Annotated in this window: 23 protein-coding genes, 2 tRNA genes and 1 pseudogene; 8 read left to right on the top strand and 18 right to left on the bottom strand. The window is 46.0% G+C overall.

Translation table 11 applies throughout. From position 1 onward, the window contains the following. Positions 1-32 precede the first annotated feature (32 nt). The 7 genes from FTT89_RS11430 to hrpA all read right to left on the bottom strand — a co-directional run bounded on the left by FTT89_RS11430 (position 33) and on the right by hrpA (position 9,389). Complete coding sequence (locus FTT89_RS11430) at positions 33-572, bottom strand: HAD family hydrolase (RefSeq protein WP_005178818.1); 540 nt, start codon at positions 570-572, stop codon at positions 33-35. Positions 573-575: 3 nt separating this feature from the next. Then, entirely contained in the window at positions 576-1,553 is a 978-nt protein-coding gene (locus FTT89_RS11425; protein ID WP_005178820.1) for an SIS domain-containing protein, read from the bottom strand. A 310-nt stretch (positions 1,554-1,863) separates the two neighbouring features. Beyond that, positions 1,864-1,939 (bottom strand) — tRNA-Gly (locus FTT89_RS11420). 65 nt (positions 1,940-2,004) lie between these two features. Beyond that, complete coding sequence (gene cysS, locus FTT89_RS11415) at positions 2,005-3,426, bottom strand: cysteine--tRNA ligase (protein WP_127798772.1); 1,422 nt, start codon at positions 3,424-3,426, stop codon at positions 2,005-2,007. A gap of 127 nt (positions 3,427-3,553) precedes the next feature. Further along, positions 3,554-4,315, bottom strand: coding sequence for a lysophospholipid acyltransferase family protein (locus FTT89_RS11410; protein ID WP_180006370.1), 762 nt, complete (start codon positions 4,313-4,315; stop codon positions 3,554-3,556). A 10-nt stretch (positions 4,316-4,325) separates the two neighbouring features. Then, a complete protein-coding gene (locus tag FTT89_RS11405; protein WP_016659123.1) occupies positions 4,326-5,441 on the bottom strand; it encodes a beta-ketoacyl-ACP synthase III in 1,116 nt (371 codons plus the stop codon). 30 nt (positions 5,442-5,471) lie between these two features. Further along, positions 5,472-9,389 carry an ATP-dependent RNA helicase HrpA gene (gene hrpA / locus FTT89_RS11400; RefSeq protein WP_180006371.1) on the bottom strand — a complete coding sequence of 1,306 codons (3,918 nt, stop codon included), beginning with the start codon at positions 9,387-9,389 and terminating at the stop codon, positions 5,472-5,474. Positions 9,390-9,856: 467 nt separating this feature from the next. On the opposite strand from hrpA, the gene ahpC reads away from it, so the two are divergent. Together ahpC and FTT89_RS11390 are read left to right on the top strand one after the other, a co-directional pair. Beyond that, positions 9,857-10,420 (top strand): alkyl hydroperoxide reductase subunit C, encoded by a 564-nt coding sequence (gene ahpC / locus FTT89_RS11395; RefSeq protein WP_005178834.1) that lies wholly within the window; start codon positions 9,857-9,859, stop codon positions 10,418-10,420. A gap of 278 nt (positions 10,421-10,698) precedes the next feature. Continuing rightward, the gene (locus tag FTT89_RS11390; protein WP_016659126.1) at positions 10,699-11,175 is read left to right on the top strand and encodes a hypothetical protein; all 477 of its coding nucleotides are present in this window, start codon (positions 10,699-10,701) and stop codon (positions 11,173-11,175) included. 47 nt (positions 11,176-11,222) lie between these two features. Here FTT89_RS11390 and FTT89_RS11385 read toward each other — a convergent pair whose 3' ends face one another. Continuing rightward, the gene (locus tag FTT89_RS11385; RefSeq protein ID WP_180006372.1) at positions 11,223-12,323 is read right to left on the bottom strand and encodes a putative zinc-binding metallopeptidase; all 1,101 of its coding nucleotides are present in this window, start codon (positions 12,321-12,323) and stop codon (positions 11,223-11,225) included. Between the two features lie 280 nt (positions 12,324-12,603). Between FTT89_RS11385 and FTT89_RS11380 the strand changes: the two genes are divergently transcribed. After that, entirely contained in the window at positions 12,604-12,813 is a 210-nt protein-coding gene (locus FTT89_RS11380) for a KTSC domain-containing protein (RefSeq protein WP_005178841.1), read from the top strand. A gap of 24 nt (positions 12,814-12,837) precedes the next feature. Here FTT89_RS11380 and FTT89_RS11375 read toward each other — a convergent pair whose 3' ends face one another. Beyond that, entirely contained in the window at positions 12,838-13,059 is a 222-nt protein-coding gene (locus FTT89_RS11375; RefSeq protein ID WP_005178842.1) for a DUF1653 domain-containing protein, read from the bottom strand. 296 nt (positions 13,060-13,355) lie between these two features. On the opposite strand from FTT89_RS11375, the gene ahpF reads away from it, so the two are divergent. The 4 genes from ahpF (at position 13,356) to FTT89_RS11355 (ending at position 17,642) form a co-directional block, all read left to right on the top strand. After that, positions 13,356-14,921 carry an alkyl hydroperoxide reductase subunit F gene (ahpF, locus tag FTT89_RS11370; protein ID WP_075166909.1) on the top strand — a complete coding sequence of 522 codons (1,566 nt, stop codon included), beginning with the start codon at positions 13,356-13,358 and terminating at the stop codon, positions 14,919-14,921. Between the two features lie 193 nt (positions 14,922-15,114). Beyond that, positions 15,115-15,459 carry a hypothetical protein gene (locus FTT89_RS11365; RefSeq protein WP_005178845.1) on the top strand — a complete coding sequence of 115 codons (345 nt, stop codon included), beginning with the start codon at positions 15,115-15,117 and terminating at the stop codon, positions 15,457-15,459. A gap of 177 nt (positions 15,460-15,636) precedes the next feature. Beyond that, positions 15,637-16,848 carry a YeeE/YedE family protein gene (locus FTT89_RS11360; protein WP_180006373.1) on the top strand — a complete coding sequence of 404 codons (1,212 nt, stop codon included), beginning with the start codon at positions 15,637-15,639 and terminating at the stop codon, positions 16,846-16,848. A gap of 92 nt (positions 16,849-16,940) precedes the next feature. Next, positions 16,941-17,642, top strand: a complete 702-nt coding sequence (locus FTT89_RS11355; protein WP_180006374.1) for a VIT family protein — start codon at positions 16,941-16,943, stop codon at positions 17,640-17,642. 47 nt (positions 17,643-17,689) lie between these two features. On the opposite strand, the gene FTT89_RS11350 is transcribed toward FTT89_RS11355, so the two are convergent. From FTT89_RS11350 to FTT89_RS11340, 3 genes are all read right to left on the bottom strand, one after another. Continuing rightward, the gene (locus tag FTT89_RS11350; RefSeq protein ID WP_005178855.1) at positions 17,690-18,208 is read right to left on the bottom strand and encodes a hypothetical protein; all 519 of its coding nucleotides are present in this window, start codon (positions 18,206-18,208) and stop codon (positions 17,690-17,692) included. A gap of 62 nt (positions 18,209-18,270) precedes the next feature. Next, complete coding sequence (locus tag FTT89_RS11345; protein WP_180006375.1) at positions 18,271-19,050, bottom strand: TIGR03915 family putative DNA repair protein; 780 nt, start codon at positions 19,048-19,050, stop codon at positions 18,271-18,273. Then, positions 19,050-20,309, bottom strand: a complete 1,260-nt coding sequence (locus FTT89_RS11340) for a putative DNA modification/repair radical SAM protein (protein WP_180006376.1) — start codon at positions 20,307-20,309, stop codon at positions 19,050-19,052. The genes FTT89_RS11345 and FTT89_RS11340 overlap by 1 nt, the downstream gene beginning before the upstream one ends. A 209-nt stretch (positions 20,310-20,518) precedes the next feature. On the opposite strand from FTT89_RS11340, the gene FTT89_RS11335 reads away from it, so the two are divergent. Further along, a complete protein-coding gene (locus tag FTT89_RS11335; RefSeq protein WP_180172859.1) occupies positions 20,519-21,562 on the top strand; it encodes a nitronate monooxygenase family protein in 1,044 nt (347 codons plus the stop codon). A 71-nt stretch (positions 21,563-21,633) separates the two neighbouring features. On the opposite strand, the gene FTT89_RS11330 is transcribed toward FTT89_RS11335, so the two are convergent. The 6 genes and pseudogenes from FTT89_RS11330 to FTT89_RS14470 all read right to left on the bottom strand — a co-directional run. Then, positions 21,634-22,224, bottom strand: a complete 591-nt coding sequence (locus tag FTT89_RS11330) for a hypothetical protein (RefSeq protein WP_005178874.1) — start codon at positions 22,222-22,224, stop codon at positions 21,634-21,636. A gap of 222 nt (positions 22,225-22,446) precedes the next feature. Beyond that, the gene (gene dusB / locus FTT89_RS11325; protein WP_257219151.1) at positions 22,447-23,466 is read right to left on the bottom strand and encodes a tRNA dihydrouridine synthase DusB; all 1,020 of its coding nucleotides are present in this window, start codon (positions 23,464-23,466) and stop codon (positions 22,447-22,449) included. 229 nt (positions 23,467-23,695) lie between these two features. Next, positions 23,696-23,905: a cold-shock protein gene (locus tag FTT89_RS11320; protein ID WP_005178879.1), complete on the bottom strand. Its 210-nt coding sequence runs from the start codon at positions 23,903-23,905 to the stop codon at positions 23,696-23,698. Between the two features lie 200 nt (positions 23,906-24,105). After that, positions 24,106-24,327: a hypothetical protein gene (locus tag FTT89_RS11315; protein ID WP_005178882.1), complete on the bottom strand. Its 222-nt coding sequence runs from the start codon at positions 24,325-24,327 to the stop codon at positions 24,106-24,108. Positions 24,328-24,502: 175 nt separating this feature from the next. Beyond that, positions 24,503-24,579: transfer RNA gene (locus FTT89_RS11310), tRNA-Met, on the bottom strand. A gap of 182 nt (positions 24,580-24,761) precedes the next feature. Next, a pseudogene (locus FTT89_RS14470) lies at positions 24,762-25,208 on the bottom strand (transposase family protein); the annotation flags it as partial.

Here is a 25,208-nt window from a genome sequence, read left to right as displayed (position 1 = left end):
TTTTAACTCAACTCAATCAGAGGAATATCTTATTAATGAGGGATCGCGGTATACTTTTCAAGTAACTGTTCGTATACGCCTTTTGACATTAGGATCATATCGCAGATTTCACGTACCGCACCGCGGCCACCCTGCGCCTGAGTCACCAGATCAGCACGACGACGCACTTCAACATGACCATTCGGCACCGTGACTTTCATCCCGGCAATGGCAAAGGCAGATAAATCTGGCCAGTCATCGCCCATATACAGACAGTCTTCTGGTGCCAGATTCAGCTGGGCACAGGCTTCACGTAAAGCTACGCCTTTATCTTCACGGCCCTGATAAATCAGGTCCACACCCAAGGCATTCATACGTTTTTCAACAATATGGCTGGTACGCCCGGTAATGATGATGACTTTCACCCCGGCCTGCTGCACCAGTTTCATGCCCAGACCATCACGAATATCAAAGTTTTTAATTTCATCACCGCTATTGGTTAAGGTAACAAAGCCATCACTTAAAATACCATCGACATCTAAAACCAAAGCCTCAACGTGACGTGCCTGTTCCAATAAAATATACGATGCCATTTTTTAATTTACCCCGGCCTGAATCAGGTCATGCATACTGATCACACCAATCACCTGATGTGCATCATTGACCACTACAAATTGATTAATTTTTTTATCGCGTAACTGTGCCAGTGCTTCAACCGCACGGGCTTCCTGAGAAATGGTCGCAGGCTGCTTGATCATGACTTCAGCCACCGGCAGATGAATATCAAAGCCCTGCTGTTTGTCGATTAAACGGCGCAAATCACCATCAGTGAAAATTCCCAATAAGGTGTCCTGTTCATCCACCACCGTGGTCAGCCCCAAACGCTTGTCGGAAATTTCATACAGCACTTTGTTCATTGGGGTTTCTGGCGCGACTTTTGGCAGCTCGGCGCCGGTATGCATTAAGTGTTTGACATGCAACAGCAAGCGTTTACCCAAAGCACCCGCAGGATGGGAACGGGCGAAATCATCTGCGGTAAACCCACGCGCATCAAGTAAGGCCACAGCCAGTGCATCCCCTAAGGCCAATGTTGCGGTGGTGCTCGAGGTCGGTGCCAGACCCAGTGGGCAGGCTTCCTGAATGTTCCCTAAAGTTAAAGCCACATCGGCATTTTGTGGCATTGGGCCGCTGTCATCTCCGCTGATGGTAATTAACGGCACTTGCAGATGTTTGATGAGCGGCATCAGCATCATGATTTCATCACTTTTGCCAGAATTGGAGATGGCAATCAGCACATCACCCCGTACCAGCATGCCTAAATCGCCATGTCCTGCTTCGCCCGGATGCATAAAGAATGAAGGTGTACCGGTCGAGGCAAAAGTCGCCGCCATTTTACGGCCAATATGCCCGGATTTCCCCATACCGGTGATCACCACACGGCCTTTACATTGCAAAATAATTTCGCAGGCGCGGCTAAAGCGCTCGTCAATTTGTGTGGCCAGTGTTTGCAGAGCTTGTTCTTCTATACGCAAGGTACTGAGCGCCACACCTTGAAAATCAATCGGGTTTGACATGTTTTCAGAATTCAAATTTTTAACCTTCGTTCAGGGCTGAACGGTCTTCATTCAAGCAGAAATTAATTTTCGCAATTTTAGCATATCTATGCAAATGTCACGTTTTTAAATGTATAAGATTTCACACGATTTCTTCATGATTCCGCCTGTTGTTGATAAACCACAGCACAGGAAGATGGTGAACATGAGTCTCATTTTTTAGCTCAGGCAGTTAAGCTAAGTTTGAGTGTAGATAATGGATAATGTTTCATATCTGGATAAAAACGCATAAAAAAAAGCCTCAATCATTTGACTGAGGCTTTTAAAATTTTGGAGCGGGAAACGAGACTCGAACTCGCGACCCCAACCTTGGCAAGGTTGTGCTCTACCAACTGAGCTATTCCCGCAATATGGAAGTGCATTATAGAGAGTTTCATACAACTGTCAACTCTTTATGCTTCCAAGTGGTGATTTAATCAGCACGACGCCAAACGGTACCCTGACGGGTATCTTCCAGCACCACGCCCTGATCCAGCAAAGACTGACGGATTTCATCGGCACGGGCAAAGTTTTTGTCTTTTTTGGCATCTTTACGCTGTTGAATCAGATCTTCAATCTGTTCTTCAGATAAACCAAGTGCATCCTGGCCAATGTCTGACTTCAGGAATTCATCGACATTGTGCTGTACCAAACCAAGAATATTGGTCAGATGACGCAAGGTAGCATAGAAGATTGCTGCCTGTTCGGCATTTTCTTCTTTCACAGCGCGGTTCAGTTCTTTATTCACTTCAAACAGCACTGCAATCGCTTCCGCGGTATTAAAATCATCCCGCATTGCGGTATTAAAGCGTTCGACCAATGTGTCATCTAGCGTTTCTAACAGCTTGTCGCCATACACGGCCTGATAGGCTTTAAATGAATGATAGAAACGGGACAGCGCCGTCTTGGCTTCTTTTAGTGCTACATCCGAGAAGTTCACCGGACTACGATAGTGTGAAGACACGATGAAATAACGGATCACTTCCGGATGGAATTTCTCCATCACATCCCGAATGGTGAAGAAGTTGCCGAGCGATTTTGACATTTTCTCGCCATCGACATTAATAAAGCCCACATGCATCCAGTAATTAACATACTGCTCACCGGTAGAGGCTTCAGACTGGGCAATTTCATTTTCATGATGCGGGAACATCAGGTCTGAACCACCACCATGAATATCAAAATGATTGCCCAGGCAGCAGGTCGACATCGCCGAACATTCAATATGCCAGCCCGGACGACCTTTGCCCCACGGTGATGGCCAAGCCGGTTCATTTTCTTTGGCATGTTTCCAGAGCACAAAGTCAAATGGATGTTTTTTCTCTACTTCGACATCGACACGCTCTGAAGCACCAGCCTGCATATCTTCCAGTTTACGACCGGATAAACGGCCATATTTTGCAAATTTTTCAACCTGGAAATAAACATCACCATTTGAAGCCGGATAAGCGGTGCCCTTGTCAACCAGATTGCCAATCATGTTTTGCATCTGGTCGATATAGTCAGTGGCACGCGGTGCTTCATCCGGAGCCAGACAGCCGAGGTTTTCTGCATCTTCATTCATGGCCTGAATAAAGCGGTCGGTTAAAGCGGTAATACTCTCGCCATTTTCATTGGCACGTTTGATAATTTTGTCGTCAATATCGGTGATATTGCGTACATATTTGACTTTCCAGCCCTGACTCCGCAAGAAACGGATGATGTAGTCAAATGCAACCATGACACGCGCGTGACCAATATGACAGTAGTCATACACGGTCATACCGCAGACATACATGTCGATCTGTCCATCGACGCGTGGCACGAATTCTACTTTTTTGCGCTGCTCTGAGTTATAGAGAACAAATGGTTGCATAGCTGTTCAAAAGACTTCAAATAAAAGGATGGTTCATCTTAACCTAAGCATTATTTTTCATAAAGTTTTCTCGTTATTTTTATCAAAAATCACTTATGCGGGCTTAAACTCAGGCACAACCCGGCTATTATAAGGATGAGTGCCCAGTTGAACGGGCTTTTAGCTGCGCTAAGCTCTGGTAAATTTGCTGAGCGATTTCCTCTCGCAGCGTGGTCAAATCTTCAGAACCTAATCTCTGCCCGACCTCTACCGGTGGCAAAAACTGAAAATAAAAAGGTACCCGCTTGGGAATCAGGTGTTTCGGTAATGATGGAATCACATCGCCATGACGTAATAATTTATCCAGTTGAGGGACTTTGAGCAGTTTCTGAAACAGACGATGCTGCACCACGGTTCTGGCATCAAAACCAAACTCGAAAATATCATCAGGGCCAAAGGCAGCAAAAGGAATAATGTCGTACTGAAATTCCTGTGCCAACTGTAAAAAGCCGTAGCGCTGTTTCCAGATCAGTTGATACTGCTCACCCGGATGTTTCAGCACTTCACGTCCGCCACCCGGAAAGACCAGAATCGAATAGCCCTGCTGCATCAAGGCACGCACATATTCACGCTGGCCATCGACTGCGCCGAACTTTTTGACAATATCGCGCCAGATCGGCAAATAAAAGTGGCTATGGTCAGCAATACTAACCACAGCCACCTGATGTTCATTGAACAAATAATCAATAATGACGGGGGCATCAAAAATCCCGTAAAGGGAATGATTGCCCACATACATGGCAGGTCGGGATGCATCAATATATTCACTGCCTAAAAAGGTCGGCGTGAAATAGCGTTTAGATAAGGCGCTCAGCGTCTTGATCCATTTTGCATCATGCTGGACCTGCAATCTCTGCCCCTTAAACCACGTGTTTTTGTACCAGGATACAGCCCACCGAGTAGCCGGCACCAAATGAACATAACACGCCATATTCGCCATCATTCACTTCATGCGCAGTACGATGCAAGGCAATGATGACCCCGGCAGATGAAGTATTGGCAAACTCATCAAGAATAATTGGCACCAACGCCGGATCTGCTTCCGCAGCCGCTTTACCAACCACCAGTTTCAGAATCAGTTCGTTCATGCTGGCATTGGCCTGATGCAACCAGAAACGTTTTACATCGGCTGGTGCAATCGCATTTTTCTCCAGCTGCGCGGTAATCATTTTCGCAACCAGTGGACACACTTCTTTAAAGACTTTACGGCCGTCCTGACGGAAACGCTTGTCATCAATATCGGCATTTTCAGACAGATTCAGGAAACCGAAGTTGTTACGGATGTTGTTCGAGAACTGGGTAAATAACTGAGTGTCCACAATTTCAAAACCGGTTTTGCTGTCGGTGTCTTCAATAATTGACGCAGTGGCAACATCGCCAAAAATAAAGTGGCTGTCACGCGAACGGAAATCATTGTGTGCCGATGTAATTTCGACATTCACCAGCAAGACACGGCGCGCACCGCTTTTAATGGCATCATACGCCTGTTTTAAACCAAAGGTTGCTGCTGAACAGGCCACGTTCATGTCATAGGCATAGCCCTGAATCCCGAGTGCAGTCTGAATTTCAATGGCCACCGCCGGATAGGCACGCTGCATATTCGAGCAGGCCAGAATCACCACATCAATGTCTTCAGCCGTGACACCGGCATTTTCCATTGCCTGTTTGGCTGCAATTACGCCCCACTCGGCCTGAAGCGAGATTTCATCATCAGCGCGTTCTTTTAAATGTGGACGTAAACGGTTTGGATCAAGCAGACCGGTTTTCTCTGACACGTAGCGACGTTTCACGCCAGAGGCTTTTTCAATAAATTCTGCACTTGAGCCACGGCGTGCTTCTAACTCGCCCGCTGCAATTTTGTCAGCATTGGCCGAGTTATACTGTTCCACATAAGCATTTAAACTTTCAACTAACTCTTCATTGGTAATGACATCTTCAGGATGGAATAAGCCCGTACCGGTAATGCGAATGCCCATGTAAAACTCCTTTTTGAAATTCTCTCTATCTTAACCGATTCCCAGCTTTTCCCATACTTTTTGTAGCCGGTTTGGCGAAATTGGCATCTTGGTCTTCATTGGCTGCGAGAATAACGAGATGCGCAATTCTTCCACCATAAAGTACAATTCTTTCAAGCGGCTGTCATTTTTAAACTTGAACAGTTTGTCCATCCACGGGTCAATCTGCACAATGGCGGCATCATCACGTTGCAGGTTATTCGGCAAACGTTCCAGACGCAGCACCAGCGCTTTCAGATAACGTGGATATTCGCTCCAGACGTCTGCTGGCTTGCTATACACGAAATCGGCCAGGTTCATGAGGTCCAGCTGATCTTCAATATCATCCATATTTTTGGCAAAGACCGACTCATCCAGCATCAGCAGTTTACGGCGGATATCCTGCCATTGAATATAAATCTCATTAAAGCTGAGCAGCGCTTGCTGTCCATGACTGAGGAATGATTTTTTTACCTCAAGTAGCAGCGTTTGGAACTGTTCAGCGTTGACTGGCAAGTCATCAATTGACATCTGCAAGGTGGCATAGACCAGCATCTGTTCCAGCTGTGCTTTATCGCCCAACGGAGAATAAGCCAGCGCCAGCGGTTTAGAAATCTGTTTTTTCAGCTGGCGGATTAAATCGCCCAGCTGCATATGAATCAGGCGAATCACCCCGGCCCGATGCTGTTTAATTGCCTCTGCCTGATCATTAAAGGTTTGAATCACCACACCAGATTCATCTTTCTGTTCCAGCGCAGCAAAGTCTTTGGTCGGTACCAGCGCCTGATACTGCTTGACCACCACGCCAGTGACTTTTTGCGAGGCTTCAAACACAAAGTTGTCAGGGAAGGTTTTAAATTCACCTTTCAGCTGTTTCACCGGACTATGGGTTTCGGTGCGGCAGCGGGCTTTCAACTCACTCAGGTCACGGCCCTGTTCGATGACCCGGCCTTTTTCATCAATCACTTTAATAAACGGCAGCAGATACTGATCGATCCGTTCAAAGCTAAAGTCTTTTTCAGTGATCTGATCGCCGCGCAGCTGAAAAGCTAGGAAGCTGAAAATATGCTCACGCAGATGTGTCGCATCAATTCGTGCACTCAGTTTGCGCGCGGTATCCGGAATTGGCACCAGGTTACGGCGTTTATCTTTCGGCAAGGCTTTCAGTAGCGCTTCAATCAGCTCTTCACGCCAGCCCGGAATCCCCCAGGACCAGATGTTTTCATCGACCTGTGGCAGGGCCTGAACCGGAATTTTTACCGTTGCGCCATCTTCATCATGGCTCGGATCAAAACGGTAGCTGGCCGCCAGACGCAATTCGCCATTACGCAGATAATCCGGGAATTGCTGCGTGGTCGGGCGATCATTCAGCCACAAGGCATCATCATCAACAAATAAATAACGTGGCTCTTTCGGCTCGACGGTCGCGCGCCAGTCTTCAAAAGAACGGCGGCTGGCCACATCTGTCGGCACTTTTGCGGCATAGAACTGATAGATGGTTTCTTCATCTACCACCAGATCGCGGCGGCGCAGCTTGTCTTCGACCCGCTCCACTTCTTCCAGTTTGAGTAAATTATGCTTTAAGAACGGCGGCATAATTCCCAAGTTACCGGTAGTCAAGGCATCGCGCAGGAAAATCTCATGCGCCGCCGGCTGATCGACCTTTTCATAATTCACCTGACGTTTCGGTTCAATGATTAAACCAAACAGTGAAATCTGATCATAGGCATTGACCACTCCGGCTTTTTTCGACCAGTGCGGTTCAAAATAATGATGTTTTAACAGATCACGCGCCGCCAGAAGAATCCACTCCGGCTCAATTTTGGCCAGGGTCCGCAAATACACCTGCGAGGTTTCCACCATCTCAAAAGCCATCACCCATGGGGTATTGGTCTTATGCAAGGTTGAGGCCGGGAAAACCCGCGCTTTTTGCTGACGCACTGCCATAAACACATTACGTTCATCGGTTTTATTGGCAATAAACGATAACAGTCCGGTTAATAAAGCCCGATGCAGATTTTCATAACTGGCTTTCTTTTCATTGAAAGACAGTTTTAACCCCTGTGCCAGATCGACCAGCTGCTCATGGGTTTTCTTCCATTCACGTAAACGTAACCAGCTCAGGAAATGGTTACGGGCAAAGCTTCGGCGCTTGTTTTCACTCAAGTCACGATTGGCCAGCAAGGCATCCCAGAGTTTGAGATAAAACAGGAAATCGGAATCGGCTTCACGGAACAAGGCATGTTTTTGATCGGCCTGCATCTGTTTGTCGGCCGGGCGTTCCCGTGGGTCCTGCACCGCCAGTGCCGCCACAATTACCAGAATTTCATTTAAGGCACCAAAATGTGCCCCGCCCAGAATCATTCGTGCCAGACGTGGATCAATCGGCATTTTTGCCATTTGCTGGCCAATTTTGGTTAAGGAATCTCCCCCAACCCCTCTTTTAGACAGAGGGAGATTATTATTTTCGTCAGTCGCTTTAGACGGATTCGCTTTCTTCTCCGTCATTGCGCCAAGCTCAATCAAAAGCTTGCGACCATCATTGACCAGTCGATGATCTGGGGGCTCGATAAAATCAAAATCTTCCAGCGAACCGAGGCCCAGACTTTGCATCTGCAAAATCACCGAAGCTAAGTTGGTGCGTTTAATTTCCGGTTCGGTAAATTCCGGACGGCTTAAGAAATCTTCTTCCGAATACAGACGGATACAGACACCCGGTGCAATACGGCCACAACGGCCTTTACGCTGGTTGGCTGCGGCTTGCGAAACTGCTTCAATGGGCAGACGCTGTACACGTGAACGATAGTTATAACGTGAAATCCGGGCAAAACCACTGTCAATCACATAGCGGATATTCGGTACAGTTAACGCCGTTTCCGCGACGTTGGTAGCAATAATAATCCGTCGGCCACCGCCCGATGGATTAAAGATTTTCTGCTGCTCGGCCAGGGCCAGACGTGCATATAGCGGCAACACTTCCGTATGGCGCGGGCCATGCTTGATTAAGGTTTCCTGTAATTCACGAATTTCCTGCTCGGTGCTGGCAAACACCAGAATATCGGCATGTTCAGGATGACCTTTTTCCTGTGCATCGGCAAAGCATTCTTCCACCGCCTGCACCACTGCACGCGGCAGGTTTTCTTCAAAGTCATCAAACTCATCATCATCACTGCCGCCAATGCTCAGTTCGGAAATGGGACGGTAACGTACCTCAACCGGATAGCTGCGCCCTTCGACTTCAAAAATCGGCGCGCCATTAAAGTAATTGCTGAAACGGTTTACGTCCAAAGTCGCTGAGGTAATGATGACTTTGAGATCTTTACGCCGTGGCAACAACTGCTTTAAATAACCCATGATGAAGTCAATGTTCAGTGAACGTTCATGCGCTTCATCAATAATAATGGTGTCGTATTTGCTTAAGTAACGGTCATTGGCCAGTTCAGCCAGCAAGATACCGTCCGTCATCAAACGAACCAGAGAATCCTGTGAACCCTGCTCATTAAAACGGACTTTAAAGGAAATGGATTCACCAAGTTTTTCACCGACTTCTTCAGCAATCCGCTGCGAGACACTGCGTGCGGCCAGACGACGCGGCTGGGTATGGCCAATCAGACCGGTTAAACCGCGTCCGGCCAGCATGGCAATTTGCGGCAGCTGGGTGGTTTTCCCCGAACCGGTTTCCCCCGCCACAATAATCACCTGATGTTTTTGAATTGCCTCAACCAGCTTATCGGCGTACTGGGTCACCGGCAAATCCTGATTCAGCTTGATGTTTGGAATAAGGCTCAGGCGTTCCCGAACTTTCAGATTGGATTTTTCAAATAGCTCAGAATATTGTTTTTCATTTGCATCTTTTCCTTTACGCAGTCGATTTAAACGATGACGGTCACGCGCCATAACGAGTTGATCTACATTTAAATGACTCTGCACAGAACAAGATTCCTAATTTAAATAAAAAAATATCAATCGGCTATTTTACGCTGTAATGACAGCCAGCGGAAGAATCCGCCCATGAAATGAACGAACAGACCCTCCAGCCTGTCTGCTTTTACAGCGAATCCGCTGTCCGCAAACTGAGTACGGTGGCTTCTAGATTGTGACGATGACGAACATTTCCAAGCAGTCTGCCTAAAAATAAAAAATATTTTTGCTTTACCCTTGAATTTTACCGAGCTTGACATCATGTTTGATGAGGAATGAAAAAGGTGTACTTTTTAATTGTCATGTGGTCATCATATTTTTCGGCTACATAATAATACACACCGCCTGAATATGGCTTAAACAATCATCAATTCGGTTTTTCCGATGGTGGTAATGTAAAAATACCATTTCAGCAATAAAGCAAATTTCTATAATCTAATTGAAATTCAAAACAAACCTCAATCATGGAGACAATGATGAGCTTAATTAATACTGAAGTTAAACCATTTAAAGCAAATGCCTACCACAACGGTCAATTCGTTGAAGTAACTGAAGCTGATCTTAAAGGCAAATGGTCAGTTGTATTCTTCTACCCAGCTGACTTCACTTTCGTTTGCCCAACTGAGCTTGGTGACCTTGCTGACAACTACGCTGAATTCCAAAAATTAGGCGTTGAAATCTATGCAGTTTCTACTGACACTCACTTCACGCACAAAGCTTGGCACGATTCTTCAGAAGAAATCAAAAAAATCCAATACGTAATGGTTGGCGACCCAACTTGGACACTGTCTAAAAACTTCGAAGTATTAATTGAAGCTGACGGTCTTGCTGATCGTGGTACTTTCGTCATCGATCCAGAAGGCAAAATCCAGATCATCGAAATCAACGCGGGTGGTATCGGCCGTGACGCGCAAGAACTTCTTCGCAAAGTAAAAGCTGCTCAATACGTTCATGCTCACCCAGGTGAAGTTTGCCCAGCAAAATGGAAAGAAGGCGACGCAACACTTGCTCCTTCAATCGACCTAGTTGGTAAAATCTAATCTGTATTAGATTAAACTGATTGAAAAAAACCACGCTTGATCGCGTGGTTTTTTTATTGATGCGGGCTTTGTTGCATAAATATGTAAGCATCTGATTTAAATAAATTTAATTTTGGATCAAAAAATAATCAAAACCTTTAAAATCATATAGTTATGAAATCTTTGTGCAACAAAGCCATTGATGCGCTTACATTTTTACTCAATTTTAGCTGCTGTAGATTCTTTTTATTTTCATCTGCGTTGATTAAGCTACTGAAAAATGCGCTATGGATAGACCGATGAAAACCCTATTAATTGCAGCCTTATTCACCACCCTGTCCCTGCCGGCCTGGGCTGATGTGCAGTGTAGCGGCAGCTTAAAAGATCGTTCGATTTCCGACAATATTTTCGTTGGCAAGCAATGCACCTTAACTAATGTGCAGGTCGATGGCAATGTCATGCTGGCCGATGGTGCCAAAGCCATTCTCCGAAACAGCCATATTGATGGCAATCTGGAATCCAAAGGCCGTTTTGCACAGCTGGTGGCGACCAATAACCGCATTGAAGGCAATATTCAACTGGAACGCGGCAAGCTGACCCAGCTGCACAATAACCGTGTAAATGGCAATATCCAGCTCAAAAACAATCGGGGTACGCTGAATATTAGCCGTAATCAGGTCGATGGCAATCTGGAATGTGAAAATAACGCGACACCACCGGTGGGTGGACGTAACACGGTACAGGGCGATAAAACAGGACAATGCCGCCGTTTATAAGGTGAGATGATTTTATGATAGATGAGGGTTTGATGATGGATCAAGCATTAACCATCTACAGGAATTGGATTGTCCGAAACTGGCGGCAAACCATGGATCACCTGATGAATCAGTTGTAATTTTTCCATCACCTTCGGACTAATCACAAAGGGATAAAAATCTTCCTGCCCCATACTCCGATTCACACTATTCATGGCAAAAGCCACTGGCAACCAGGCCTGAAAAATCTCGTTAAAGTCGGTCAAAAAATACGGATTTTCACGTTGCTTGAAGTACATAAAATGCTGCTCTTCATGCACAATTTGCGGATGAATACTCATGCCAAAAGAAGTTGCCGTTTCCAGCACATCAACAATATGTAAATAATGCGCCCAGCTTTCCGCCCAGTCTTCCCACGGATGCATGGTGGCATAGGCACTAATATAGGCATCCATCCAGTTGCTTGGTGCGCCGTGCTGATAATAGTCCTTCACCGCCTGCTGATAACAGGCGCGCTCATCCCCAAAAAGTTGCCGAAAGCGTGCCAGATAATCACTGTTCGCCACCAGAACATCCCAATAATAATGGCCAATTTCATGCCGGAAATGCCCCAGCAAAGTCCGGTACACTTCGGCCATATTCTGCTTGGCCATCATCCGCTCGACATCATCGGCTTCGGCAATATTTAAAGTAATCACCCCGCTGGCATGACCGGTCATGACTTTGGGAGCACAATCATCATTCGGATTGGCCTTAAAATCAAATACCAGCCCACGTTCAGGACTTTCCAGCTTGCTCAGTAAAGGTAAATTCCAGCGCAGCAAGGCATAAACCAGACGATGCTTGGCCAACTCGATTTTTTGCCAGCGGTAGTAATATTGCGGCTGGTTTAAATCCGGGATAATCCGGTTTAAACGGCAGGCCGGACAAAACGGCTCTGGACTGTCAAACGGAATAATCCAGTTACAGACCTGATGCTGATGATTCTGGCAAAAACGGTAAGCCTTTTGCGTGACCGCTTCAACAAATTCCCCTGCCCGCTGACCCGGTTGCAACGCCAGCATATGCATATATTGCGCATCAAAACCTAAATGATGCTGGCACACGGTACACTGGGTATTGTCGAAATAAATCGGATGCTGACAATAACTGCACTGAAAAAGTTGCATGAGAATGGCTCAGTCGATTGTTTTTATTACAGAGATGCCGCTAAGCTTAGAAGATTCTGATTTTTCTGAGTGTAGTTTTTTGCAGTGAATGTTTAGTGTTGCTGCAACCGTGGTGCAGATTGTCCCCATACGCTGCGCTTTGACCGGGAGTGTTGGCACACAACACTCGACTTTCGCGGATAAAGTTGAAAATTCTTACAAATCAGTAATACATCCGGCTCTGCATTTGGCATATGGTCAAACTATAACGATTCCAAACACAATAAAGGAGGAATGGCTAATGGAAACTGTCCTGACTGTAACCTTCTGCAAATACAATACCTCAACGCGCTACTTAAAAATATTTTATAACAATGGGTTGGCAGAGCTTTATCATCCTGTGCCAGAATTTATCTATAACAATCTGCTACGCAGTCATGATAAAGCTGCTTTTGTGCAAAAATATCTGGAGTACGATTTACACTTTAACAAGGTCTCGTTGCGACCTTGAATTAAGGTGCAGCAATTTCACCTCTCACATCATTTCCTGAACCAGTTTAAAACGCGGTAATTCACGATCATCTTCCAGACTGATCGATTCGGTAAACATGCTCAGTGGTCGAACCCAAATGGAATAATCACCATATAAACACTGGTAGACCACCAGCTTTTCCTCGGTTTCACTGTGCGTGGCCACATGCAATACCTGATACAACTGGCCTTTATAATGCTGATAAATGCCTCGGCTTAAACTCATCTTAATACTCACTATTATGATTTAACATGCGAATGTTCAGGATAATGCCTAGTTTTAGTCACAAATAGCAAATCTTTGATTTTCTTATTGTCAATTCTTGAAAATTCCAGTGACAAGCCACATCTTAGAAGATAAAGCCATACATTTTTATGTGCAACTTCTGCATAAATACATGATTTTTATTATTTGATTTAAAAAACCGATTGTTTTGATAAAAACAAACCGTTTCACCAATTAAATATTTTCTCCTATCATGTCTTTATCAAATACATTTTACTCCTCTGGAGACGTTAGCAATGTTAGATCAAAATACCACAGCCCAATTAAAAGCCTTGTTAGAACGCCTTGAAGGTCCAATCGAATTAGTGGCCACTTTAGATAGCTCTGACAAATCAGACAAAATCAAAGAACTGGTAACTGAAATTGCCGCCCTGTCTGATCAGGTGACTGCACGCTTCGATGGCAACAACAAACGTGCACCAAGCTTTGGTGTCGCCAAAGCCGGTGAGCAACCGCGTGTATTCTTCGCAGGTTTGCCAATGGGCCATGAGTTCACCTCTTTGATTCTGGCATTGTTACAAACTTCAGGTTATGCACCAAAAGTGTCTGATGAAGTGCTGGCTTCTATTAAAGACTTGGGTATCCAATCGGATTTCGATGTATTCGTATCGTTAAGCTGTCACAACTGTCCAGATGTGGTGCAGGCATTGAACCTGATAGCCATCTATAACCCGGGTACTACTGCCACCATGATTGATGGTGCATTCTTCCAGGATGAAGTGGAAGAACGTAAGATCATGGCGGTACCGATGGTATTCCAGGACGGTAACCACATCGGTCAGGGTCGTATGACACTGGAAGAAATCATTGCCAAATTAGACACCAACTCTGCAGCCAAAGAAGCGGAAAAGCTGAATGCCAAAGCTGCCTTTGATGTCTTGGTGATTGGTGGTGGTCCTGCCGGGAATACTGCAGCGATTTATGCAGCACGTAAAGGCATTAACACCGGTATCGTGGCAGAACGTTTTGGTGGTCAGGTGATGGACACCATGGACATTGAAAACTTCACTTCAATCAAGAAAACCCAAGGTCCAAAATTTGCCGCTGAAATGGAAGCACACGTACGTGAATACGGTGTCGACATCATGAACCTACAACGTGTATCTGACATTAAAGGTGCAGATGAAACAGCCAACGGTTTAGTTGAAGTGACCTTAGAAAACGGTGCTAAACTGGAATCGAAAACTGTGGTGCTTTCAACCGGTGCACGCTGGAGAGAGATGAACGTTCCGGGTGAAGCAGAATACCGTACCCGTGGTGTGGCGTATTGCCCACACTGTGATGGTCCTTTATTCAAAGGCAAACGTGTTGCAGTCATTGGTGGGGGTAACTCGGGTGTAGAAGCGGCGATTGACTTGGCGGGTATTGTTGAGCATGTGACCTTAGTAGAATTTGATACCAAATTACGTGCCGACCAGGTATTGCAAGACAAGCTAAACAGCTTGCCAAATACCACAGTGATTAAAAATGCGCTTTCAACAGAAGTGGTCGGTGATGGTTCACAAGTGACAGCGCTGAAATACAAAGACCGTGCAACGGATGAAGAGCATACGGTTGAACTGGCAGGGATCTTTGTACAGATCGGTTTATTACCAAATACCGATTTCTTGAAAGACACCCAAGTTGAACTGAGCAACCGTGGCGAGATTGTGATTAACGACCGTAATGAAACCAATGTCAAAGGTGTATTTGCTGCCGGTGACTGTACTACAGTCCCATATAAGCAGATTATTATTGCCACAGGTGAAGGCGCAAAAGCATCCTTATCTGCCTTTGACTACATCATCCGTTCAGGGCAATAATTCTGCTGAATTAACTCTAGAACGCCACAAGCCTATAGCGTGCACTACCCTATAGGCTTTTTTTGTATTTCATTTTCTTACATTTAATCAACAATTTGTTATCTATTGCCAGATCAGAACTGGTTTATATTTTTGAATATTCACTGCTGTTGTGGATATTTGCCTTGAGAATAGAATTAAAAGGAATATGACAATGAATAAATTACTTGTTGCTTTAGGTCTTGCTGCTACCGTTGCTTTAGTGGGCTGTAACCGTGATCAGGCGCCTGAAACAGGTGCAACCACTGGCGAGCATCTGGAAAATGCTGCTGAACAGGCAGGTCATGATATTTCCGGTGCTGCTGAAGAAGCTTCAGCTGAAATGGATGCTGCAACGGATGAAGCTGCTGCAGAGTTAGATCAGGCCGCGGATAATGCCGCTGCGGCAACCAGTCAGGCTTGGGATGAAACCAAGGAAGCCACCAAAGATGCAACTGCAACCGCAGCCGGTGCTGTTGAACAAGGTGCTGCGAACGTGCGTGAAGAAGCCCAGCAATAAAATTCACTTCCTCGCTAAAAGCTCCCTTCCGGGAGCTTTTTTTATTATTCATTTTACTAATATTTTAAATTAGAAATTTCAAATTAAAAATAGCTTAAATGACTGTTTCTATCAGGTTAAAAGTTTAAATTTCCACTAAAATACTCAGGATTCTGATTTCTCTCCCTGTTATTGTCTATGTCTATTATTGCTGCAAAAGCCGACCGGTCGAATCGCTCGATCTGGGTCGCGCTGGTGTTATTGTTTATTGGCTGTATTGGCGCCTATCAGGTGGTGGGCATTAACCAGGCACTATTATTCCTGATTGGTGGTGCACTGGGGATGACCCTGTACCATGCTTCTTTTGGTTTTACCTCAAGCTGGCGGGTGTTTATCAAGCAAGGTCGTGGTCGCGGTCTGCGTGCACAAATGATCATGCTTGGTCTGGCAGTACTGCTGTTTTTCCCAGCCTTAGGTGCAGGTGAACTGTTTGGCAATCCGGTCAATGGTTTTGTTAGCCCAGTGTCAATGTCGGTGATGATTGGTGCCTTTATTTTTGGTATTGGCATGCAGCTCGGCGGCGGCTGTGCTTCTGGTACGCTGTATACCGTGGGTGGTGGTAGCGCACGCATGCTGGTAACACTGGTATTCTTCTGCTTAGGCTCACTGATTGCCACCACGCATTTAGACTGGTGGTTTAACCTGCCGCATCTGGCACCTATTTCACTGGTCACCAGCTTAGGTGTGATGCCGGCGTTATTGCTGAACTTTGTGCTGTTTGCCCTGATTGCCTTGGTTACCGTATGGTATGAAAAGAAACGTCATGGCAGTCTGGAGGTTGAACCGGCTGCACAGTATCAGGGCTGGAAACGCTTCTTACGTGGCCCGTGGCCGTTGGTGTGGGGCGGTATCATCCTGACCCTGCTGAACTTCGCTACTCTTGCGTTGGCTGGACGTCCTTGGGGCGTAACCTCTGCGCTGGCCGTCTGGGCCGCCAAATCGGCCAGTTTTGTGGGTGTTGATGTAGCCTCCTGGAGCTACTGGCAGCAACCAGCCAATGCCAAAGCACTGACAGAGTCGTTATGGTTTGATATTACCTCGATGATGAACTTCGGGATTATGCTCGGCGCCCTGCTGGCAGCCAGTCTGGCCGGTAAATTCGCACCGAACTTTAATATTCCAAAACGCTCGCTGATGGCAGCGATTGTTGGCGGTTTGCTGTTAGGTTATGGCGCACGCCTGGCTTATGGCTGTAATATTGGCGCCTATTTCAGTGGTATTGCCTCTGGCAGTTTACATGGCTGGCTGTGGCTGGTATTTGCCTTTATTGGCAATGGCATTGGGGTTAAATTGCGTCCATTCTTCTTCCTGGAAGAACGCCCACAACCGGAAAAGCTGACCGGCTGTTAATTCCTGAATTGCTGTTAAAAAGGCCCCAAAAGTTGGGGCTTTTTGCATCTCTGGGTTAAGATAGCCGCATACAATAAGAAATCAGGCGGGCTATGAGTTATTCACATCATCATGAAAAACATTATATTTTAAGAACGGGCTGGTTACGTGCTGCGGTGTTGGGGGCCAATGATGGGATTATCTCAGTGACCAGTCTGGTGATCGGGATGGCGGCCAGTGGTGCTTCCAGCCAGACCCTGCTGATTACCTGTATTGCCGGCCTGATTTCAGGCGCTAGTTCCATGGCTGCCGGCGAATATATTTCGGTCAAATCCCAGGAAGATATCGAGCAGGCTGATCTGCACATGGAATCCAGAGAACTGCGTAAAAACCCCGATCTGGAACTAAAAGAACTGACCCATATTTATACCTTGCGCGGCCTGACGCCTGAGCTAGCGCATGAAGTGGCGGTACAGCTGACCGCCAAAGATGCCCTAGCCGCCCACGCCCGCGATGAAATCGGCATTCATGAAAATACTGCCGCCAATGCGGTACAGGCGGCGGCATCCTCGGCGATTGCATTTTCTTTAGGGGCGCTGTTGCCTTTACTGACCATTGTCTTTAGTCCGGTGGAATATCTGGACCGAAGCATTGTGATTGTAGGTGTCTTATCGCTGGCCTTACTCGGTGCCCTGTCCAGCTATTTTTCCGGCACCTCCATGCTCAGAGGCAGCTTGCGGGTCACGGTCTGGGGCGTGGTGGCCATGCTATTCGCACACTGGATTGGCTCGTTGTTCCATGTCACACCTTTATAAAAAAACCGCCCAGCAAATCGGGCGGTTTTTTTACCTTAGGGCTGTGTTTACTGTAAAGCCGCTTTCAGGTTACAGCCATAATTCATGGTTTGCTGCACCTGACGATAACTGGTATAGCGGTTTAAAATAAAATCATAAAAATTGTCGGCATTGGCAAAATTCTGCTTTAAATTTTCCTGTTGAGCCTGGGGCAGCTGGATCTGATCAAGCAGTTCCAGATTATAATGTCCGAGACGATACATCTCGGCAAAATAGCCATTCATCATATCGCAATAGCCGGCTTTGGTCGGCTTTAAGGCGGTACTGCTGACCAGATGCTGGTTCAAGGTCATCAGATTATCGGCATCTAAAGGAAACTGCTGGGCAAAGGCAATACTTTCCAGCTGCTTAAACTGCTGAAAATCGGCTTCCAGTTGACGGTTTAAGGCACTAAAGCGCTGCTGTAGCTGCTCTGCACTGGCCACCTGGTACTGTTCAGGCTGGACCTGTACCTGCTCTGCCTCATGTGGTCCACATGCTGTCAAACCTGTTATTGTGAGCAAAACAGCCCCTACATACCCCTTCATGCTTTTACCTTTTCCACGATACAACCCGGGCATTATACTGATGAAACCGGCCGGGATGAAAGTTAGAGCGACTTTTCATTCATATAGCGCCAGTAACGTTTCGGTACATACTGAATATGCAGCTTCATGTTCTGCCGTGCCTGAATATTGACGCTGTGAAAATAATCTTTCCACAGCTGGTCATATAAAAATTCTTCAGCATCCAGCTCGATACTAAAGGCCTGACTGTGGCCACTGTCCAGCTGGAGATCCAGCTGCCGGGCATTCATCTGAACCTGATGCACATCATCCAGATCATAATAAATGCCGTAATCACGCTGTTCGTCATAAATCAGCCAGCGCTGATCTTGGTAACGCGCCTTAAAATGCCGCTCGATCAGCGGTAATACATTAAAATCTGGCCGCACCAGACTTAAGAACAGACCATCCTGACATTTTTTAAAGCGTACAAAAGCTTCCATGCGATGTTTTTCCCGGCCCACCTGTTTGGCCCACTGTGCCATGCCCAACACCGCCGGATGGCCATAATTACCATCCACCGCATGGCCGTGTTGAAAAACATAAATGCAAAAATCAAACAGATGCTGAAAGGCCTGTTCCTGCTCCGACAAAAAGCACAGATAAAACTGACGCAAGCTGCCGGGCTGGATTTTCTGTTTCAAGCCCTGCCAGACCCGCTGCCCCTGCACATCCTGTGAAGACACGACAATAAACTCATCAAACAGGCCATGCTGGGACTGCGGATTGGCGGTAATGTGTACATCAAACTCTTGAAAGCGAAATGCCCGAAACACACAGCAAAGCAAGCCGGTGAACGTGCCATCAAAGCAGTAGGTGGCCATTAAAAAGCAAAGCCCAGTTGTGGCGAGAGCTGCTGCTGATATTTGGATTGCCCCGACTGTAAAATCTGCTGGCGAATCTGCTGCGCTGGCGGCTCTTTTTTAAATTTCGGGCTGTCGGCACAGCGAATAAAATGCTGGGCACGGTTATAGGCCACGCCCATGCGTTTTAGCTGATCTATATGAATGTGCCCAAACCGGCGCGCCTGCACAATTTTCTGCGCCGAACGCACGCCTATACCCGGCACCCGTAAAATCAACTGGTAGTCGGCACGGTTGATATCTACCGGAAAAGCCTCTGGATGACGCAGTGCCCAGCCCAATTTCGGGTCGACATCCAGGTCTAAATTGGGATGTTGATCATCCACCAGTTCATGCGCAGCAAAACCATAAAAACGCATTAACCAGTCACTTTGATAGAGCCGGTTTTCACGCAGCAACGGCGGCGCTGAACCGACAGCGGGCAAGGCCTTTTCCTGTGTATTAATTGGAATATAACCAGAAAAATAAACCCGTTTTAGCTTGAATTCTTTGTAGTGCCGATCGGCCATCATAATAATGTCTTGGTCGGTTTCATTATGTGCACCCACTACCATCTGCGTGGTTTGTCCGGCCGGAACAAACTTCGGTACCGATTTGATGATTTTCGATTCATCTTTCAGTTGAATCAGGCGATCGCGGACAATACCCAAATCCTTCTGCACTTCGGCATGACTTTTTTCCGGGGCAAACTGCTGTAGTCCGGCTTCGGTCGGCATTTCTAGATTAATACTCATCCGGTCAACATATAAACCGGCTTCGGTAATAATTTCCTGAGATGCGCCCGGGATGGTTTTTAAATGAATATATCCATTAAAGTTTTCTTCCAGCCGCAGCTTTTTCACCACCTGTAGCATTCGTTCCATGGTGTAATCGGCCGATTTAAAAATACCGGAACTTAAAAACAGCCCTTCAATATAATTGCGCCGGTAAAAATTTATGGTCAGATCGACCACTTCCTGTACGGTAAAGGCTGCGCGTTTCACATCATTGGAACGCCGCGACACGCAATAGGCACAGTCATAAATGCAAACATTGGAGAACAGGATTTTAAGCAGCGAAACACAGCGCCCATCTTCGGTATAGCTGTGACAGATGCCATTACCGGTATTGCCCAGCCCTTGGTCTTTATTTTGGCGCCGACTGCCACTCGATGAGCAGGACACATCATATTTGGCAGCATCGGCTAAAATTTGCAGTTTTTCACGGATACGTTCAGACATGCGTTTCAGCAGAAATCAGGAAATAAGCTGATTATAAAAAAGCGAAAATGTTGCGCCTAGCAAGCCGATGCGTTAGCACGACCCAGCTTGTCGCAACGAATGTAACTGCTGTGTAAAAACCGGCAGATTATTTAAAAAATAAATAATGATTATGATTTGCTAATTTTGTTCAGCTTGGGCAAAGTGTAGGAAGAATAAGGAGAAATCGCATGTCTATATTGGAACAGCTCGGCATTAAACATCCTATTTTTTTAGCGCCGATGGCCGGTGTTTCGACACCTGAACTGGCTGCCGAAGTTTCCAACCAGGGCGGCTTGGGTTCACTGGGTTTAGGGGCCAGTTCAGTGGCGTCTGCCCGAGAACAGATTTTAAAAAACCAGGACCTGACCGACTGCCCTTTTCAGGTCAATTTCTTCTGTCATCAACCCGAGCCGCTGGATGAAGCTGCTGCTCAGGTCTGGCTGGATTATTTAAGTCCGCATTTTGTCCATTATGGCGTAGCGCTGCCGACCCAGCTCAAAAATCTGTATCCTAGTTTTTTAAGCAATGATGATTATCTGAATCTGGTGCTGGAAACCCGTCCTCAGGCGGTGAGTTTTCATTTTGGTATTCCGCACGCGCATCAGATTCAGGCGCTAAAACAGGCCGGGATTATCACCATGGTCTCTGCCACCAATCTGGCCGAAGCACAAGCCATTGAAGCGGCGGGTATTGATATTATTATTGCCCAAGGCGTAGAGGCTGGCGGTCATCGTGGCCTGTTTAATGCCGCTATTGATGGCGGTATCCGCACGGTAGATTTAGTGACTTTACTGACCCAGCACTGTCAGATTCCGGTGGTTGCGGCTGGTGGAATTATGAATGGTCAACATGCACAACGTGTCATGAACCTTGGCGCAGTCGCGGTACAGCTCGGGACCGCCTTTGTGCAATGTAAATCTTCCAATGCCAATGAGGCGTATCGCAAGGCTTTATTTAGCCAGAGCTGTACCCAAATTACCGATTCAATTTCCGGCCGTCCGGCACGTGGTCTGGTCAATCAGTGGCACCGTCTGGTGGATACGCCAAACCGTCCGCCGGTACCGACCTATCCCTATACCTATGATATTGGCAAGCAGTTACATGCCGCAGCTAGCCAGCAAGGCGAACAGGGATTTGGTGCATTCTGGGCCGGTGCCAATGTCGGTCTGATTCGTGACATGGAAGCCGGTGATTTAATTAATCAACTGGTGCTGGAAATGACCAGTCACTAAGCGCGAACAATAAACAAAAAACATCTCCGCGGAGATGTTTTTTTTATTGGCCTGATAGTGTCTTGAATACTTTAACGGGTCACACGTTGCCAGGCATCTTTAGCTGCAAATTTAGCTTCTTCCCAGTTTAGACGGGAATCGCCTTTCATCTGTTCCCATTTGGTACGCAGTTCTGGCTCGGCCCGGTCAAAATCGACATTTTGTTCATATAAAGGACGGTTTTCATAGCCCAGTCGATAGGCGCCGCGATAATCACGATCATAGTCGACATCGGCATAGACACTGCGGGTTTCATTATAATATGGACGGTTCTGGTACTGATCACGCCAGTATACATCTTCTGCAGTCGGATCAATCGCATCGGCAATTTCATTACCGGCCAATCCACCCACTACACCACCGGCAATACCGCCTACTACGGCACCGACCGGTCCAGCTGCAGCACCGACGGCCGCACCGGTTGCCGCACCCCCTAATACACCGACACTAGTACCCACAGGATGATCGCCTGCTTCATTCATATCCGGGACACGATTGGTGTCCAAATCTGGACGTGCATTGACGTCGGTCGGGTCGACATTTAAACCCTGGCTTCGTTCTTGTGGTAATTCTGTTGAGGTCTTATGGCTAAATTCAGTCACAGGACGATTAGTATTGGTCATGTTGAAACTCCCTGGATCATTGTTATTAACAAGACTGGAATATCATCTTGCCAAGTGAAGACTTACCTAGCATAGAGCAAGCCAAGCCCTGCAATGTCCAAGTCCTGTCCGTGTTCAGTGAGCGTATGTTGCCCTGTGTTCAGGTCTGTAGAGATTGTAAACGGATAAAATCGGGGATAAAAAATGGCGCTCTGAAGCGCCATAATTATGATAGATATTTAATCATTTGGTTTCTAACAGATTCACCTGCTCAACCTGCACATCACTCATGATGTTGCCATGTTCTAACAGTTGATTAAAATAGTTTTCCACCACCTGATACTGCTCGGCCGTGCTTTCCACACGGTACATATTCTGGCGGAATTCATTGCTAGAACGCAGTCCTTTGGTGTACCAGGCAATATGTTTACGTGAAATACGGCAGCCTGAATATTCTCCATAAAAGCTATAAAGTTCAGATAAATGCCCAAGCAATACCTGTTTGACTTCTTCAATACTCGGTGCAGCCAAATGTTCACCGGTCGTCAGATAATGGGCAATTTCACGGAAAATCCAGGGACGGCCTTGTGCCGCACGGCCAATCATAATCGCATCTGCACCGGTATAATCCAGCACCATTTTAGCTTTTTCCGGACTGTCGATGTCGCCATTGGCAATGAGGGGAATATTCAGCTCGGCCTTAACCTGCTTGATTAACTCATAACGCGCCGTGTTCAGGTACATATCTTCGCGGGTACGACCATGCAGGGCCAGCGCTGCAATACCGGCCTGCTCCGCACGCTTGGCCACACGCAGAATATTTTCCTGACCGTTTAAAAAACCGAGTCGGGTTTTTAAGGTCACCGGCACATCGACTGCTTCTACGACTGCATCTAAAATCCGGGCGACCAGATCTTCATCTTGCAACAACGCCGAACCAGCCAGCTTGTTACATACTTTTTTGGCAGGACAGCCCATATTGATATCAACAATCTGTGCGCCATTCGCCACCTGATAGCGCGCGGCTTCGGCTAGGTCAGCCGGATCGGAGCCGGCAATTTGTGCAGAAATCGGGGCGATTTCGCCATCAAAATTGGCCCGATACAGACTTTTTTTGCTCATGCGCAAAGTCTTGTCCGAGGTCATCATTTCACTGACTGCATGGCCTGCGCCAAAATATTTGCACAGCGTTCTAAACGGCCGATCCGTGACGCCTGCCATTGGTGCCACCCACAGCTTTCGCTCAATAGGACGATCAAACAGTTCTTGAATGACAGGATGTGAACTCAATGTAGGAACCTCGGGAAACAGAAAATGCGCAGCTTATCCTGACCTGGGAGAAAACTGGATACGGCGCTGAAAACCGGGCTAGTTTAAAGCCTTCTGACTAAAATTTCTATGCATCTGTACCGGCCGCAGCACATCTGTTTTTAGCAGATGCTAAAAAACAAAAGCCCATCAGAAGATGAGCTTTTTGCAGCGAAACCGGCAATTAGATTGCAGTAATACCGCTGGCCTGGTCGCCTTTTTTACCCGCTACGATGGTAAATTCAACGCGCTGGCCTTCATGTAAAGTTTTGAAGCCCTGGTTGGTAATTTCGCTGTAATGAGCAAAAACGTCCTGACCTGAATCTGCCTGAATAAAACCAAAACCTTTAGTTTCATTAAACCATTTCACAGTACCAGTAACTGTATTTGACATAAGATAATCCTGTATTAAAAAACTTTTAAATTGGTCATAGATAAACCAATAATTAACTGGAAAATGACTTTGAAACTAAAAATCTGATACTACGAAGGATATTAAAAAACGACGGAGGGAAAAGATTTGCTGAAACAATAGTAATTCTTCTAGTTAACGACCACTATACAGACTTCTGTTCTGAATGCAATAAAAATAAATTAATTCAATTTATATAACTGATTTAAAGCAATATAAAAACTTTTACCATCCAGGTTAAATTCTACCTGCTGTCCGGACTGAAGCTCAATCATTTTACCGACTTCCACCCAGATAAAACCCTGGCTCGAGCGCTGCTTCTTTTTCAGCGGCATTACTTTTACAAAAATTTCCTGACCATTGACTGCAGTGGCCAACTGCCAATTTTCTACATTATTCAACATAACTGACTCATTATATGAGCTTAGGTGATCATTTAAGAAAGCTGTTCCATTTTATTAAAATTTCATCTTTCAAAAATCGGATAAAAACACAATCAAATTTGATTATTTTAAACTTTTCACTGTCCCAATTCTCACAATTATGGACAAATATTCAATCACTATAAGCATTAAAAGTTGGATGCGGGAGCCGGATTTGAACCAACGACCTTCGGGTTATGAGCCCGACGAGCTACCAGACTGCTCCACCCCGCAAAGGAGAGTTAGCTTTATACGCCCTATATTTGCTAAACACAAGGTTTATTTAAAATATACACTAAAATAACCACGGTTCTACGCTAAAATAATTCCCTTTATTTTGAGTAGAAAATTTTGGAATTATTAAAAAACAACAGATAATAGATTTCTTTCATAAGACATTTTTTACTCAGTTCCAAATTATAGATTCCAGCAATTAAATTGAATCTTAAGCCTAGTCTTTTTCCACGGTTACGATATCGCTCAGCAAGAATTTCGAAGGTTTTCAAACTGCCGAATACATGCTCAATCCCTATTCTTCTTTTATTGATTTCCTGATTATAGATTTTGAGTTCAGGATCCAGTTTGCAGCGCCTCTTTGCTTTTAATGGCAACAAGCTATTTGGATACACTGTATAAATTCCCTGATAACCCTTATCTGCATGAATAAAGGCACCTGCAGGAATCTGATTCAAGTTACGTTTGAAGAGTTCAAAATCATGTACGGCACCGTGACTGCTACATAAACTCAGGATTTTTTGAGTTTGATAATGAATGATGGCCTGTACTTTGAAGGTGTGGGTCTTTTTCTTGCCGCTATAGCTTTTCTTCTGTTTTTTTAGGCCTTTGGATTGGAATTTCTGTGG

Source organism: Acinetobacter sp. YH01025 (assembly GCF_013420185.1).
In the GTDB taxonomy this organism is placed as follows: domain Bacteria; phylum Pseudomonadota; class Gammaproteobacteria; order Pseudomonadales; family Moraxellaceae; genus Acinetobacter; species Acinetobacter indicus.
Note: the sequence above shows the minus strand (reverse complement) of the source record. Positions and strands in the feature narration are given on the sequence as shown.

Excerpts from the sequence above, each read along its gene's own strand:
- FTT89_RS11360 (WP_180006373.1), top strand. The coding sequence starts at position 15,637 with ATGTCTATTATTGCTGCAAAAGCCGACCGGTCGAATCGCTCGATCTGG.
- FTT89_RS11390 (WP_016659126.1), top strand. The coding sequence starts at position 10,699 with ATGAAAACCCTATTAATTGCAGCCTTATTCACCACCCTGTCCCTGCCG.
- FTT89_RS11355 (WP_180006374.1), top strand. The coding sequence starts at position 16,941 with ATGAGTTATTCACATCATCATGAAAAACATTATATTTTAAGAACGGGC.
- FTT89_RS11405 (WP_016659123.1), bottom strand. The coding sequence starts at position 5,441 with ATGGGCATTCGCATTACCGGTACGGGCTTATTCCATCCTGAAGATGTC.
- FTT89_RS11385 (WP_180006372.1), bottom strand. The coding sequence starts at position 12,323 with ATGCAACTTTTTCAGTGCAGTTATTGTCAGCATCCGATTTATTTCGAC.
- FTT89_RS11320 (WP_005178879.1), bottom strand. The coding sequence starts at position 23,905 with ATGTCAAATACAGTTACTGGTACTGTGAAATGGTTTAATGAAACTAAA.
- cysS (WP_127798772.1), bottom strand. The coding sequence starts at position 3,426 with ATGCAACCATTTGTTCTCTATAACTCAGAGCAGCGCAAAAAAGTAGAA.
- FTT89_RS11345 (WP_180006375.1), bottom strand. The coding sequence starts at position 19,050 with ATGGCCACCTACTGCTTTGATGGCACGTTCACCGGCTTGCTTTGCTGT.
- FTT89_RS11350 (WP_005178855.1), bottom strand. The coding sequence starts at position 18,208 with ATGAAGGGGTATGTAGGGGCTGTTTTGCTCACAATAACAGGTTTGACA.
- ahpF (WP_075166909.1), top strand. The coding sequence starts at position 13,356 with ATGTTAGATCAAAATACCACAGCCCAATTAAAAGCCTTGTTAGAACGC.
- ahpC (WP_005178834.1), top strand. The coding sequence starts at position 9,857 with ATGAGCTTAATTAATACTGAAGTTAAACCATTTAAAGCAAATGCCTAC.
- FTT89_RS11340 (WP_180006376.1), bottom strand. The coding sequence starts at position 20,309 with ATGTCTGAACGTATCCGTGAAAAACTGCAAATTTTAGCCGATGCTGCC.
- FTT89_RS11380 (WP_005178841.1), top strand. The coding sequence starts at position 12,604 with ATGGAAACTGTCCTGACTGTAACCTTCTGCAAATACAATACCTCAACG.
- FTT89_RS11335 (WP_180172859.1), top strand. The coding sequence starts at position 20,519 with ATGTCTATATTGGAACAGCTCGGCATTAAACATCCTATTTTTTTAGCG.
- FTT89_RS11425 (WP_005178820.1), bottom strand. The coding sequence starts at position 1,553 with ATGTCAAACCCGATTGATTTTCAAGGTGTGGCGCTCAGTACCTTGCGT.
- FTT89_RS11330 (WP_005178874.1), bottom strand. The coding sequence starts at position 22,224 with ATGACCAATACTAATCGTCCTGTGACTGAATTTAGCCATAAGACCTCA.
- FTT89_RS11430 (WP_005178818.1), bottom strand. The coding sequence starts at position 572 with ATGGCATCGTATATTTTATTGGAACAGGCACGTCACGTTGAGGCTTTG.
- FTT89_RS11315 (WP_005178882.1), bottom strand. The coding sequence starts at position 24,327 with ATGTTGAATAATGTAGAAAATTGGCAGTTGGCCACTGCAGTCAATGGT.
- FTT89_RS11375 (WP_005178842.1), bottom strand. The coding sequence starts at position 13,059 with ATGAGTTTAAGCCGAGGCATTTATCAGCATTATAAAGGCCAGTTGTAT.
- FTT89_RS11365 (WP_005178845.1), top strand. The coding sequence starts at position 15,115 with ATGAATAAATTACTTGTTGCTTTAGGTCTTGCTGCTACCGTTGCTTTA.